The sequence below is a fragment of the Hyphobacterium vulgare genome (assembly GCF_042643335.1).
Taxonomy (GTDB): Bacteria; Pseudomonadota; Alphaproteobacteria; order Caulobacterales; family Maricaulaceae; genus Hyphobacterium; species Hyphobacterium vulgare.
In genome coordinates this window covers 197,941-210,639 of the sequence record NZ_JBHRSV010000001.1, presented here as the reverse complement: position 1 = coordinate 210,639, position 12,699 = coordinate 197,941, and the positions used below count along the sequence as shown (strand labels likewise).

The 12,699-nt window shown below is 65.3% G+C and carries 16 protein-coding genes and 1 tRNA gene; 15 read left to right on the top strand and 2 right to left on the bottom strand.

Annotated elements, in window-relative coordinates; all coding sequences use genetic code 11:
* The first annotated feature begins 11 nt into the window (after nucleotides 1–11).
* The 9 genes from nrdR (at nucleotide 12) to ACFOOR_RS01050 (ending at nucleotide 7,770) form a co-directional block, all read left to right on the top strand.
* Nucleotides 12–500 carry a transcriptional regulator NrdR gene (gene nrdR, locus ACFOOR_RS01090; RefSeq protein ID WP_343163596.1) on the top strand — a complete coding sequence of 163 codons (489 nt, stop codon included), beginning with the start codon at nucleotides 12–14 and terminating at the stop codon, nucleotides 498–500.
* A complete protein-coding gene (locus tag ACFOOR_RS01085; protein ID WP_343163597.1) occupies nucleotides 497–1,165 on the top strand; it encodes a RibD family protein in 669 nt (222 codons plus the stop codon). Before nrdR ends, ACFOOR_RS01085 begins: the two co-directional genes overlap by 4 nt.
* Nucleotides 1,166–1,777 carry a riboflavin synthase gene (locus ACFOOR_RS01080; RefSeq protein WP_343163598.1) on the top strand — a complete coding sequence of 204 codons (612 nt, stop codon included), beginning with the start codon at nucleotides 1,166–1,168 and terminating at the stop codon, nucleotides 1,775–1,777. It begins immediately after the preceding gene.
* Complete coding sequence (ribB, locus tag ACFOOR_RS01075; protein ID WP_343163599.1) at nucleotides 1,774–2,904, top strand: 3,4-dihydroxy-2-butanone-4-phosphate synthase; 1,131 nt, start codon at nucleotides 1,774–1,776, stop codon at nucleotides 2,902–2,904. Before ACFOOR_RS01080 ends, ribB begins: the two co-directional genes overlap by 4 nt.
* Entirely contained in the window at nucleotides 2,901–3,326 is a 426-nt protein-coding gene (ribH, locus tag ACFOOR_RS01070) for a 6,7-dimethyl-8-ribityllumazine synthase (RefSeq protein ID WP_343163600.1), read from the top strand. Before ribB ends, ribH begins: the two co-directional genes overlap by 4 nt.
* Nucleotides 3,319–3,807: a transcription antitermination factor NusB gene (gene nusB, locus ACFOOR_RS01065; RefSeq protein ID WP_343163601.1), complete on the top strand. Its 489-nt coding sequence runs from the start codon at nucleotides 3,319–3,321 to the stop codon at nucleotides 3,805–3,807. Before ribH ends, nusB begins: the two co-directional genes overlap by 8 nt.
* A gap of 1 nt (nucleotide 3,808) precedes the next feature.
* The gene (thiL, locus tag ACFOOR_RS01060; protein WP_343163602.1) at nucleotides 3,809–4,786 is read left to right on the top strand and encodes a thiamine-phosphate kinase; all 978 of its coding nucleotides are present in this window, start codon (nucleotides 3,809–3,811) and stop codon (nucleotides 4,784–4,786) included.
* Between the two features lie 39 nt (nucleotides 4,787–4,825).
* The gene (locus ACFOOR_RS01055; protein ID WP_343163603.1) at nucleotides 4,826–5,428 is read left to right on the top strand and encodes a hypothetical protein; all 603 of its coding nucleotides are present in this window, start codon (nucleotides 4,826–4,828) and stop codon (nucleotides 5,426–5,428) included.
* Between the two features lie 179 nt (nucleotides 5,429–5,607).
* Nucleotides 5,608–7,770 (top strand): sodium-translocating pyrophosphatase, encoded by a 2,163-nt coding sequence (locus ACFOOR_RS01050; RefSeq protein WP_343163604.1) that lies wholly within the window; start codon nucleotides 5,608–5,610, stop codon nucleotides 7,768–7,770.
* Between the two features lie 129 nt (nucleotides 7,771–7,899).
* On the opposite strand, the gene ACFOOR_RS01045 is transcribed toward ACFOOR_RS01050, so the two are convergent.
* The gene (locus ACFOOR_RS01045; protein WP_343163605.1) at nucleotides 7,900–8,391 is read right to left on the bottom strand and encodes an outer membrane protein assembly factor BamE; all 492 of its coding nucleotides are present in this window, start codon (nucleotides 8,389–8,391) and stop codon (nucleotides 7,900–7,902) included.
* A gap of 100 nt (nucleotides 8,392–8,491) precedes the next feature.
* On the opposite strand from ACFOOR_RS01045, the gene ACFOOR_RS01040 reads away from it, so the two are divergent.
* From ACFOOR_RS01040 to ACFOOR_RS01015, 6 genes are all read left to right on the top strand, one after another.
* Entirely contained in the window at nucleotides 8,492–9,040 is a 549-nt protein-coding gene (locus ACFOOR_RS01040) for a ubiquinol-cytochrome C chaperone family protein (protein WP_343163606.1), read from the top strand.
* A 79-nt stretch (nucleotides 9,041–9,119) separates the two neighbouring features.
* Complete coding sequence (plsX, locus tag ACFOOR_RS01035; RefSeq protein ID WP_343163607.1) at nucleotides 9,120–10,187, top strand: phosphate acyltransferase PlsX; 1,068 nt, start codon at nucleotides 9,120–9,122, stop codon at nucleotides 10,185–10,187.
* Entirely contained in the window at nucleotides 10,184–11,152 is a 969-nt protein-coding gene (locus ACFOOR_RS01030) for a beta-ketoacyl-ACP synthase III (protein WP_343163608.1), read from the top strand. The genes plsX and ACFOOR_RS01030 overlap by 4 nt, the downstream gene beginning before the upstream one ends.
* Before the next feature lie 72 nt (nucleotides 11,153–11,224).
* Nucleotides 11,225–11,533, top strand: coding sequence for an integration host factor subunit alpha (locus ACFOOR_RS01025; protein ID WP_343163609.1), 309 nt, complete (start codon nucleotides 11,225–11,227; stop codon nucleotides 11,531–11,533).
* Nucleotides 11,534–11,537: 4 nt separating this feature from the next.
* On the top strand, nucleotides 11,538–11,975 hold the full coding sequence (locus ACFOOR_RS01020) for a MerR family transcriptional regulator (RefSeq protein WP_343163610.1): 438 nt from the start codon (nucleotides 11,538–11,540) through the stop codon (nucleotides 11,973–11,975).
* 80 nt (nucleotides 11,976–12,055) lie between these two features.
* Nucleotides 12,056–12,132, top strand: a tRNA-Pro gene (locus ACFOOR_RS01015).
* A gap of 7 nt (nucleotides 12,133–12,139) precedes the next feature.
* On the opposite strand, the gene ACFOOR_RS01010 is transcribed toward ACFOOR_RS01015, so the two are convergent.
* A complete protein-coding gene (locus ACFOOR_RS01010) occupies nucleotides 12,140–12,622 on the bottom strand; it encodes a paraquat-inducible protein A (RefSeq protein WP_343163611.1) in 483 nt (160 codons plus the stop codon).
* Nucleotides 12,623–12,699: the final 77 nt, after the last annotated feature.

Sequence of the window (12,699 nt, the reverse complement as noted above, 5' to 3'; positions counted from 1 at the left end):
GGAGACGCAATTTGCGCTGCCCCTTCTGTTCGCATGACGACACCCAGGTGAAGGACAGCCGTCCGGCCGAAGACGGGGCGGCGATCCGCCGTCGGCGGCAATGCCCGTCCTGTGCGGCCCGCTTCACGACGTTCGAACGGGTGCAGTTGCGTGAGCTGACCGTGCTGAAGAAGGGCGGGCGGCGTGCGCCCTTCGACCGGAACAAGCTGGAACGCTCGGTCCAGCTGGCGGCGCAGAAACGCAATATCGACCCGGAACGGATCGAGCAGATGGTTTCGGGTATCGTCCGGCGGCTGGAAAGTCTCGGCGAGCCGGAAATCCCGTCCGACAAGATCGGCGAGCTGGTCATGGACGCGTTGAAGAATCTCGATCCGGTCGCCTATGTCCGTTACGCGTCAGTCTATCGCGACTTCCGCGAAGTCGGTGATTTCAGCCAGTTCATCAGCGGCGAGAAGCTGAGCCCGAAGGGCAAGGCCGCGAAGCCGAAGGATGCCGAATGACGCGTCCGCGCGTCACACTCAAACTCGCGACCTCGCTCGACGGCCGGATCGCCCTGTCCAACGGGGCGTCGAAGTGGATTACCGGGGCGGAATCGCGGGCCGAAGTGCATCGGCTTCGGGCCAGTCATGATGTGGTGATCACCGGGATCGGGACGGTTCTGGCAGACGATCCGCTGTTGTCGGCCCGGATCGCGGGTGAGATGCCGGACCAGCCGCGGCGGGTCGTGCTCGACACGCATCTCAAGATTTCTCCGGAGGCGAAGCTTCTGAACGATGTCGAGGGCGGGCCGGTGACGGTGTTCTGCGGCGGCAGTGTGCCCGTGCATCTGCGCGACCGGATTGCGGCGAAGGCGGAGGTGGTCGCGGTCAACCGGTATGACGGCCCGTCGATCCGCCTGAAGACCGTGCTTGAACACCTCGCGGGCGACGGGGTCGAGACGGTTATGATCGAGGCGGGCGGCAAGTTGGCGGGGGCGGCGATGCGGTCCGGCCTGGTCGACCGGATCGAATGGTTTCGCGCGCCGATACTGCTCGGCGGCGAGGCGCGCAGCGCGATCGACAGTCTCGGCCTTGAGCGATTGGACGATGCGCCCATCTTCACCCGCACGGACGTGCGCGACTGTGGCGGCGACCTCTGGGAATCCTACGAGCGGGCGGACGACTGAATGTTTACGGGACTGGTCAGCGCGGTCGGCGAGATCGTTTCGGTCGAAGCGGGCGACGTGCATCGCTTCGCGGTTCGCAGCCCTTATGCTGCGGGTGGCATCGAACTCGGCGCGTCGATCAGCCACGCCGGGGCCTGCCTGACGGTCACCTCGGTGAAAGCGGACGGTGAGGGCGCGATCCACACTGTCGAAGTCTCGCCGGAAACCCTGGCGCGCACGACGCTCGGCCAGTGGTGCCAAGGATCGAGGGTCAATCTCGAACGCTCGCTGAAGATGGGCGACGAACTCGGCGGTCACCTCGTGACGGGCCATGTCGACGGAATCGGCATGGTTCGCGTTGTCGAGCGCGACGGCGAGTGGACAAGAATCGGGATCGCGATGCCGGAGGCGCTCGCGCGTTTCATCGCCGAGAAGGGCTCGATCGCGGTCGACGGGGTGTCACTGACCGTAAACACGGCCAGTGCCGAGACGTTCTCCGTCATGATCATCCCACATACCGCGACTGTGACCACGCTCGGCGCGCTGAAGGCCGGGGATGCGGTCAATCTGGAAGTCGACCTGTTGGCGCGCTATGCCGCGCGCCTTGCGCAATTCGAAAAGGCCGCGAAGTGAGCCAGACCTCCGACACGCCGCTCTCGCCGATCGAGGACATCATCGAGGATGCCCGCAATGGCAGGATGTTCATCCTGGTCGACGCGGACGACCGCGAGAATGAAGGCGATCTCGTCATTCCGGCGCAGTTTGCGACGCCGGATGCGGTAAATTTCATGGCCAAGCACGGGCGCGGCCTGATCTGCCTGTCGCTCACGAGCGAACGTGCGAACACGCTCGGCCTGAAGCTGATGAGTTCGGACAATCGCTCGCGTCATCAGACCGCCTTTACCGTCTCGATCGAGGCACGCGACGGCATTTCCACCGGTATTTCCGCTCATGACCGCGCCCGGACGATTTCGGTCGCGACCGACCCGTCGAAGGGCGCGGACGACATTGTCTCACCGGGACATGTCTTTCCTCTTGTGGCGCGCGATGGCGGCGTGCTGGTGCGCGCGGGGCATACCGAGGCTGCCGTCGACGTGTCCCGTCTCGCCGGTCTCGGTCCGGCCGGTGTGATCTGCGAGATCATGAATGAGGATGGCACGATGGCCCGGATGCCGGACCTCGTGGCCTTCGCCCAGTTGCATGGGCTGAAAATCGGCACGATCGCGGACCTGATCGCGTATCGGCGCCAACATGACCGCTTCATCGAGCGGCGGCTGGAAACGCCGTTCGAGAGCCGGTGGGGCGGGACGTTCGACCTCGTCGTCTTCCGCAACACGATCGATGGCGCCGAGCATGTCGCGCTGGTCAAGGGCAAGCCGACCGCCAAGGCGCCGACGCTGGTTCGGATGCACAAGGTCAGCTTCGCGGACGACGTGATCGGCGCGGCGGGTGACCGGTCAGGCCTCGTCGAGGAGGGTATTCGCGTGCTCGCCGCGCATGACGGCCCGGCGGTGATGGTCTGCATCCGGGAAACCAACCCCAATGCGATCATCGAGCGGCTCGGTGCGGCCCCGGTCGAGCCGACCTCGCAGCGCGAGGAGCGCCGGCTGCGCGAATACGGGATCGGTGCGCAGATCCTGCTCGATCTGGGTGTGCGCGAGATGATCCTGCTCTCGACTGCGCCGCAGACGATTGTCGGCCTTGACGGGTACGGCCTGACGGTGAAGGAGGTGCGGGACATCCGCAGCGAGGCGTCATGAAACCCCGTATCCTGATCATCACCGCCGTTTTCTACCGCGATGTGGCCGACGCCCTCACCAAGGGCGCGACCGAAGCGCTGGAAGACTGCGATGTCGACACTGCCGAAGTGCCGGGTGCGCTGGAACTGCCGGGCGCGATCACGATCGCTGCGTCCTCGGGCGCGGGCTATGACGGCTATGTTGCACTCGGCTGCGTGATCCGCGGCGAGACCAGCCATTACGACTATGTCTGCGGGGAATCCGCGCGCGGCCTGATGGAATTGTCGCTGATGGGCGTGCCGGTCGGGAACGGCATTCTGACTGTGAACAGTCATCAGCAGGCGATGGAGCGCGCCGTGAAGCGCAACAAGGGCGCGGCGGCGGCACATGCGGTGCTGTCCCTGATCGCGCTCAGGGACCGGTTCGAGGCGGCCAATGACTGACCGCAAGGAAAACGACAGCGAGGAACGTGCGCGCCTCCGGGCAGCGTCGCGTCTTGCCGCGGTTCAGGCGCTCTACCAGATGGATCTGTCCGGTCGCGGCGCGAAGGCCGTCGCCGATGAGTTTCTCGAAGTCCGTTTCCGTGAGGAGGGCGCCGAACGCCCGATCGTCGAGGCCGACGAAGACCTGTTTGCCGACATTCTTTCCGGTGTCGTCGCGGTTCAGGCCGAAGTCGATGGCGCCGTCAGGGACGCGCTGGCCTCGGGCTGGACGCTGAAGCGCCTCGACGCCACCGTCCGGGCCATACTGCGCGCCGGCGCCTATGAGCTGATGAAGCGGCCGGACGTGCCGGCGCGCGTCGTGATCGACCAGTATGTCGATGTCGCGCATGCCTTCTTCGAAGGCCCGGAACCGGGCTTCGTGAATGCCGCGCTCGATACCTGCGCACGCAAGGTCCGCGCCGACGAGCTGAAGGCGAAATGACTTGAACGAATTCGGTTTCATCCGGGACAGGCTGGCGGCGCTGAGCCGCGGCTTCCCGGGTGCGCTGGATCTCAAGGACGACGCCGCGCTGCTGTCGTGCGGGCCGGACGAGGAGCTCGTCCTGACCCAGGACATGCTGGTGGCCGGCGTGCATTTCCTCGACTTCGACCCGGCCGATCTCGTGGCGCGCAAGGCGCTGCGGGTGAATCTGTCCGATCTCGCGGCGATGGGGGCGATGCCGGTGGCGGTCATGGCGTCCGTGGCGTGGCCGCGCGAGGGCGGCGAGGCGCTTCGCGAGGACTGGGTGAAGGGGCTGGCCGAGGATCTGAGCGGCGCCGAACTCCCGCTGATCGGAGGCGACACGACGGTCACACCGGGCCCGTGGACGATGACGATCACGGCGATCGGCACGACGCCGAAGGGTGCAGCGCTCAAGCGTTCCGGCGCGCGTCCGGGCGATCTGGTCTGTGTGACCGGCACGATTGGCGATGCGGGACTCGGCCTGAAACTCCTGCGAGGCGAGATCGACCTGTCTGACGGGTCTCGCGATTTCGTTGCCACGCGCTACCGCGTTCCTGCGCCGCGGCTCGAGATGGGGCTGGCGCTGCGCCGTACGGCGACGGCCTGTATCGATGTCTCGGACGGGCTGCTGGCCGATGCCGGGCATGTCGCGGCGGCGAGCGGTGTCGGACTGACGCTCAATCTGGGAGACCTGCCGCGTTCGGATGCGGTGGCGGAGTGGCTGGAAGGCGAGGCCGATCTCGACGCTGCGCTGGTCGCGCTGGCCAGTGCCGGCGACGACTACGAACTCCTCTTCACGCTCCCGCCCGGAGCGTTCGACGCGGCCTATATGGCGGCGCTGCAATCGGGTGTGCGCCTCACCCAGATCGGCGAGGTCACGGAGGGTGAGGGCGTCACCGCGCTCGGCATGACCGGTCAGACGCTTTCAATCGAATCGGGTGGCTTCACCCATTTTTGACCCCTTCATGCCTATGCTGCGCGTGGATGGAGGTGGTTCATGCGCGTTTCAGCACTGGCACTGGCGTTTGCTTCGGCTGTCTGCCTGACCGCTCCGGCGTTCGCCGGGGGCGGTGGAGGCGGCGGCGGGTCCGGTTCGGGCTCGAGCGCGGGAAACCGCATCCAGGCTGGCTTTACCATCGGCGAGGATGGCACGATCTCGACCGGCTCCGGCAATTCCGGCGGTCATGGCGCACCGGCCGGTGACGGGCACGGAGCGCCGGCGGCTGATGACGGGCATGGCGCACCGTCCGGCAGTCCGGGCGAAGGCATCGCCGACGACAATCCGCGCATGGTCTCGCTGCCGATGCTGGTCGTCCCGCTCAGCCGGGACAATCACCTGACGGGCTATGGTTTCGTTACAGTGCGGTTCGTGGTGTCCAGCGGGTTCGACCATTGGGACATCCGCGAGCACGCGCATTTCGCGCTCGACCGGCTGATCCGGGCGAGCCATCGCAATTCGATCGCGACCGCCGACGGTCTCAACATCGATGCCGCGCGCGCCGAAGAAGTCTGGCGCGAGGCGCTGTCGGAGGAATTCGGCGCCGGCGTGGTCGACACGATGAGCTTCGATGTGCCGGATATCCGCCGTGTCGGGCGGTAGAATTTCCCTCAACTGACATTCCTGCGGCGGCCCGCCACGCCTTTTGTTGCGCGGTCCAAGGCCATCGGCCATATTCCGGCCCTCTTTGGGAGGGGGTGCACTGATTCACATGTCGGTGCAGGACCGGGGAGGTGCCCTCTCTCATTCCTGAAGAACGAGCGGGGAGCATAGCTCAGGACATGACACTCATTCTGGTAATCGTCGCCGGACTGCTGGCCGTTGTTTACGGCATCTGGCAGAGCCGCGCGATCCTGTCGGCGAGCGCCGGCAACGACAAGATGAAAGAGATCGCCGCGGCGATCCAGGAAGGCGCCAACGCCTATCTGAAGCGGCAGTACATGACGATCGGCATCGTGGGTGCCGTGATCTTCGTCATCGTCTTCCTGCTTCTGGGCTGGCAGGTGGCCCTCGGCTTCCTGATCGGTGCGGTGCTGTCCGGCGCGGCCGGCTTCATCGGCATGCTGATCTCGGTACGCGCCAATGTCCGCACCACCGAAGCCGCCTCGAAATCGCTGGCCGCCGGCCTGTCAATGGCGTTCCGCTCCGGGGCCGTCACGGGCATGCTCGTGGCCGGTCTCGCCCTGCTGGGCGTGGCGGTCTATTACTACCTCCTGACCAATGTCCTGCCGGTCGAGTCCGATCGCACGGTGATCGACGCGCTCGTTGCGCTCGGTTTCGGCGCCTCGCTGATCTCGATCTTCGCCCGTCTCGGCGGCGGCATCTTCACCAAGGGTGCGGATGTCGGCGGCGACATGGTCGGCAAGGTGGAAGCCGGCATTCCGGAAGACGACCCCCGCAACGCCGCGACGATCGCGGACAATGTCGGCGACAATGTCGGCGACTGCGCGGGCATGGCGGCGGACCTGTTCGAAACCTATGCGGTGACGATCGTCGCCACGATGGTTCTGGCCTCGATCTTCTTCACCGGTGGTGAATCGACGGCGATGATGCTCCTGCCTCTCGCCATCGGCGGGGTCTGCATCGTGACCTCGATCATCGGCACCTTCTTCGTGAAGCTCGGCAAGTCGAACAACATCATGAACGCCCTGTACAAGGGTTTCGTGGTGTCGGCGGTGCTGTCGCTGTTCGCGATCGGCGGGCTGATCTATCAGACGGTCGGTTTCGACACCGTGTTCACCACGAATGCCGGGCTCGAAATCACCGGTATGGAACTCTTCCTGTGCGGCTTCATCGGTCTGGTCGTCACCGGCCTGATCATCTGGATCACCGAATACTATACCGGCGTCAGCGCGCGCCCGGTCCGCTCGGTGGCCCAGGCCTCGGTTTCCGGTCACGGCACCAACGTGATCCAGGGTCTCGCCGTGTCGCTTGAAGCGACGGCGCTTCCGGCCCTCGTGATCATCGCGGGCATCATCACCACCTATGTGCTGGCCGGCCTGTTCGGCATTGCCATCGCGGTGACGACGATGCTGGCGCTGGCGGGCATGGTCGTGGCGCTCGACGCGTTCGGCCCGGTCACCGACAATGCCGGCGGCATCGCCGAAATGGCCGGACTGCCGGAAGACGTGCGCAAGACGACTGACGCGCTCGACGCGGTGGGCAACACCACGAAGGCCGTCACCAAGGGCTATGCCATCGGGTCCGCGGGCCTCGGCGCGCTGGTGCTGTTTGCCGCCTACACCGCCGATATCGAGCATTTCATCGGGACGGCGACTGAAGGCAGCTTCTTCTCCGGCCTGATCTATGGCGGCACGGAAGTCGCGGCCAATGTCGTGAACTTCTCGCTGTCGAACCCGTATGTGGTGGTCGGCCTTCTGTTCGGCGGCCTTCTACCCTTCCTGTTCGGCGGCATGTCGATGATGGCGGTGGGCCGTGCGGCCCAGGCGGTCGTCGTTGAAGTGCGCCGTCAGTTCCGCGAGATCCCGGGCATCATGGATTTCACGGCCAAGCCCGACTATGGCAAGGCGGTTGACCTGCTGACCAAGGCAGCGATCAAGGAAATGATCATTCCGTCGCTGCTTCCCGTGGCGTCTCCGATCGTCCTGTTCTTTGCGATCCGGGGTATTGCCGGTGTCGGTCCGGCCCTGTCGGCCGTCGGTGCGATGCTGCTCGGCGTGATTGTCACCGGACTGTTCGTCGCCATCTCGATGACGTCGGGCGGCGGTGCCTGGGACAATGCCAAGAAGGCGATCGAGGACGGTTTCACCGACTCTGACGGTGTCCTTCACGAGAAGGGTTCCGACGCCCACAAGGCGGCGGTGACCGGCGATACGGTTGGCGATCCCTACAAGGATACGGCCGGTCCGGCGGTGAACCCGATGATCAAGATCACGAACATCGTGGCGCTGTTGATGCTGGCGGTTCTCGCCCGCATGGGGTGATCCGGACGACAATCCGTAACGGAAAAGCCCCGGCCTTGCGCCGGGGCTTTTTTGTTGGCCGCAGCCGGGGACAAATGAAAAGGCCCCGGTCGATGCCGGGGCCTGATCAGTCTGAAATCATGAAATTCGTCAGTCGTCACGGCGCGGGCCGCCGGCGCCGCCGGGCAGGTTCTCTTCGCCGGTGAAGGAGCCGGCCGGCAGGCGGCCGATATTGCCGAGAACCTGTTCAAGGAAGGTCAGCTCACGGCCGCGGGTCGGGGTTTCACGGCGCACCAGATTCACCCGGCGCCCGTCGTCGAGGCCGTATTCCTCGACCGCGGTCACCATGCCGGCCTCGTCAAACTCGACCGCGAGTATGCGGCGTTCGCGTGTTTGCGGCAGCTGGTAGGCCAGCGTCTCGCGCGTCGTTGAAATATAGTACCAGGTCGAGTCCTCGAAGACGCCGACGGTCGACGGATTGCCCAGACGCGATAGCAGGCTCGACTGGGTGTCCTGGCCGGGCGTGATGACCGGCGTTTCGCCATTCACATAGGCATAGCCATGGTTACGGAGCGTCGGCGTGCAGGCGGCGAGGCCGGCAGCACACAGAGCGATCGCGGCGGCAAAACGGGTAGGGGTCATACGAACTTGTCCTGTCTTCGGGGCACGCGGTGTGTCCGCGCGTTGACCTAGCCGGGCGCGACCTTAGCTTCAAGTCCCGCGATTGAGGAGAGGGGGCTGCATGTTCGGCTCACTGAAACGGCGATACGCCCAGAAAGAGCGCGCCGAGGCGCTGTACTGGGCCTGCGTGGAACAGGCCAGGTCACCCGAATTCTATGCCGAGCTGGGCATTCCCGACACGGTCGAGGGCCGGTTCGAACTGATTTCGCTTCACGTCGGGTTGCTCATTCGCCGCCTCAACGCGGAGGGCGAAACGGGCAAGGCCGTGGCACAGGACGTGTTCGACGCCATGTTCCGCGAACTTGATTCGGCGCTGCGCGAGATGGCCGTGGGCGACATGAGTGTCGGCAAGCAGATCAAGGCGATGGGCGAGGCCTTCTACGGCCGCATGAAAGCCTATGATGCGGGGCTGTCCGCCGGCGATGCGCGCCAGCTTGATGCGCCGTTCGCGCGAAATCTCCTGGCCGAGAATTCATGCGAATCCGATGCCCGGCCCCTGTCGGACTATGCGCTCGCCTCCCAGGCCGCGCTCGCGGAACAGAGCGGCGAAACTCTGATGTTCACAGGCCTGCCCCAATTCGCTGTGATCCCGGTGCGGGCGGGCGCTTGAATCCGGTCTCTCTTCGGCTAAGGTCCGCCCGACGCCGGGGGCGGTCCCCCGCCACACCGTCAACAGCCGGACCTTCCTGATGAGCCAGCCTCTAATCGTATCCGTGGACGCCATGGGCGGCGATCATGGACCGGGCATTGCCATCGCGGCGGTCGATATCGCCTTGAAAAAGCGTCCGGGTGTGAACGCCCGTTTTCTGGTCCACGGCGACGCGGCCCAGCTGACGCCGATGCTCGACAAGGTCAGCGAACGCGCCCGGGCCTCCATCGAGATCCGGCACACCGACAGCGAAGTGCGCATGACCGACAAGCCGAGCGAGGCGGTGCGCCGCGCCCGAGGCTCGTCGATGTGGAATGCGATCATGGCGGTGCGCGACGGCGAGGCCAGCATCGCTGTGTCATGCGGCAATACCGGCGCGCTGATGGCGATTTCCAAGGTCGTTCTGCGCATGAAAAAGGGCGTTCATCGCCCGGCGATCGCAGCGAGCTGGCCGACCGTGCGTGGCCATACGGTCGTGCTGGACGTTGGCGCGAACGTGGAGTGCGGACCGGCTCAGCTGGTCGAATTCGCGATCATGGGCGAAGCCTTCCATCGCGCCGTGCATGGTTCGACCGAACCGACGGTGGGTCTGCTCAATGTCGGGCAGGAAGAGCTCAAGGGCAATGACACGGTGCGCGAAGCCGACCGGCTGGTGCGCGCCGCCAATCTCGATCTGAACTATCTGGGTTTCGTCGAGGGCGACGACATTTCGCTCGGCCGGACCGATGTGGTCGTTACCGACGGTTTCAGCGGCAATATCGCGCTGAAAACCGCCGAGGGTACCGCGAAGCTCGTTGCAGCCTGGATGCGCGAATCCTTCACCAGTTCGTTGCTGGCGAAGCTGGGCGCGGCCTATATGAACGCGGTCGGGGCGCTCGACCTTCTGCGTGACCGGATGGATCCGCGGAAGATCAATGCCGGCGTCCTGTTGGGTCTCAATGGCATGGTGGTGAAAAGTCATGGCGGGGCCGACGAGGTCGGGTTCGCCACGGCGCTTTGTACCGGGCTTGATCTCGCGCCGTCGAGCTTCACGAGCGAGATCGAGAAGAATCTGGCGCGCCTGGCGCGCACCGAAGCCGCCGAAATGGAGGCAGAGCCTCAATCGTGACCGATGTCGTCACCCGCATCGCCGGGTCGGGCAGTTTCCTGCCTGGCCGGGTGCTCACAAATGACGAACTGGCCAAACGTGTCGACACGAGCGATGCCTGGATCCGTGAACGGACGGGGATCGCGCAGCGTCATATCGCGTCCGACGGCGAAACCACGGCAAGTCTCAGCGAGGCCGCGGCGCGCCGGGCGCTGGACGATGCCGGACTGACGGCGGCGGACATCGACCTGATCGTCGTGGCGACGACGACGCCCGACCTCGTCTTTCCCTCGACGGCGACGCTGATCCAGGCGCGAATCGGGATGGAGCAGGGGGCGGCATTCGACGTCCAGGCGGTCTGTTCGGGCTTCGTCTATGCGTTGTCCGTTGCCGACGCATTGCTGCGTACCGGTCAGCACCGGCGCGCGCTGGTGATCGGTGCCGAGACGATGTCGCGCATCCTGAACTGGGACGACCGGGCGACGTGCGTGCTGTTCGGTGATGGGGCCGGGGCCTGGGTCCTGGAAGCCGTCGAAGGCAAAGCCGGGCAGGGCGTACTCGGCTGCTATCTGCGCAGTGACGGCCGGTTGAAGGACCTGCTTCACACGACAGGCGGGCCGTCATCGACGCAGAGTTCCGGCTATCTCGTCATGCAGGGCAATGCCGTGTTCAAGCACGCGGTCGTGAATATCTCCGAAGCGATGACGACGCTGATGGCCCAACACGGCTTCTCGGGCGACGACATCGACTGGTTCGTCCCGCACCAGGCCAATCAGCGGATCCTCGAGGCTGTGGCCAAGCGCCTCGGAATAGCGCCGGGAAAAGTTGTCTCAACGGTGGCCTTGCACGGGAATACTTCCGCCGCGTCGGTGCCGTTGGCGTTTGATGTTGCGGTGAAGGACGGGCGCATCAAGCGCGGCGACCTGTGTCTTCTCGAAGCACTCGGCGGCGGGCTGACTTGGGGCTCGGCCCTTGTAAGATACTGATCTTGACCGCATGGTGCGTTGACGCGGGCCTGTTCACGGGACTAGCCTGCTTTCTTCTGCCGGGGGAATGACATGGCGGGTAAAACCCTAACGCGAGCCGATCTGGCCGAAGCCGTCCACCGGGATGTCGGCCTGACACGGCAAGAGTCGGCTGACATGGTCCAGGCCGTGTTTCAAACGCTCTCTGACACGCTGGCCAGCGGTGATTCGGTCAAGCTTTCCTCTTTCGGGTCGTTCCAGCTGCGCGACAAGACCGGCCGCGTCGGCCGGAATCCGAAGACCGGAGAGGAAGTGCCGATCGATCCGCGCCGGGTGCTGGTGTTCAAGCCGTCGCAGGTCCTGAAGGACCAGATCGACAAGGCCTTGTCGAAGAAGAGCTGAGCGGATGACCAAGGACAAGGGTCCGGACGCCTACCGCACGATCAGCGAGGCGGCCGAGGAACTCGATCTGCCTGCACACGTCCTTCGCTTCTGGGAAGGCAAGTTTCCGCAATTGCGCCCGGTCAAGCGGGCCGGTGGCCGCCGCTTCTACCGTCCCGGGGACATCGCGTTGCTGCGCGGGCTGAAGGCGCTGCTCTACGAGGACGGCTACACGATCAAGGGCGCGCAGAAATTCCTGCGCGAGAACGGGGCGGCATCGGCCTCGGCGCGGGGCGAGGAGGGCGTTCAGCGCCCGGTTCCGAAACCCATCGCCGAGCAATATGTGCAGCGCCGCGAAGCGGTCTCGGGTCATGCCGACCGGGGGCCGGACATGATCGCCCGGCTCGAAGCGGCGAAGGCCCGGCTCGATGCCGCGATCGCCGCCAGCCGAGCGGCGGGCTAGGCGCCGTCAAGCACGGTTGCGGGCACCGCCGCACGCCCCTATAAGCGGCTTCCCCAACGGCGCGCTTGCGCCGGAAATGTCGGAGCGTAGCGCAGCCCGGTAGCGCACTTGTCTGGGGGACAAGGGGTCGTGGGTTCGAATCCCGCCGCTCCGACCATTTTCCTTCATTCTGCGAGTTTTTTGTGCGCCGCTGCGATCCGTCCGGATGCCAGCATCAGCATGAGTGCGGCGAAGGTGAAGAACCAGACGCCCGGCTGTTCGCCGAGGCTCGACAGGCCGCCGCGTCCGATCGTGAAGACGAAAAGCGCGGCGATGAGCACGTCCATCATCGTCCACTTTCCCAGCATCTCGATCCAGTAGAGCGCCCGCTTCGAAACCCGCGCCGACGACGCGACGTGGAGCCAGATCAGTGCGAACAGCTTGGCCACGGGAAAGATCATCGAGAACACGATGACCGTACCGGCGAGGAGATAGCTGCGTCCGTCGAGCAGCGATTGCGCGACATCGAACAACGAATAGGACTCGTGGAAAAAGACGAGGCGCTGCGCCTCCAGCATCGGCAGCCAGATCCCGAGCGGCAGCGCGATTGCCGCCAGGATCAGGCAGGCGCGGGCCAAAGCCCCGCCAGCGCCGTGCGGGTCACGCATTGCGGTTGCCGAGCCCGAAGTGATCTCCGCTGGAATCGTCCTGTCCATGACGGAATGGGGCCGCTCAATTCGGGCGA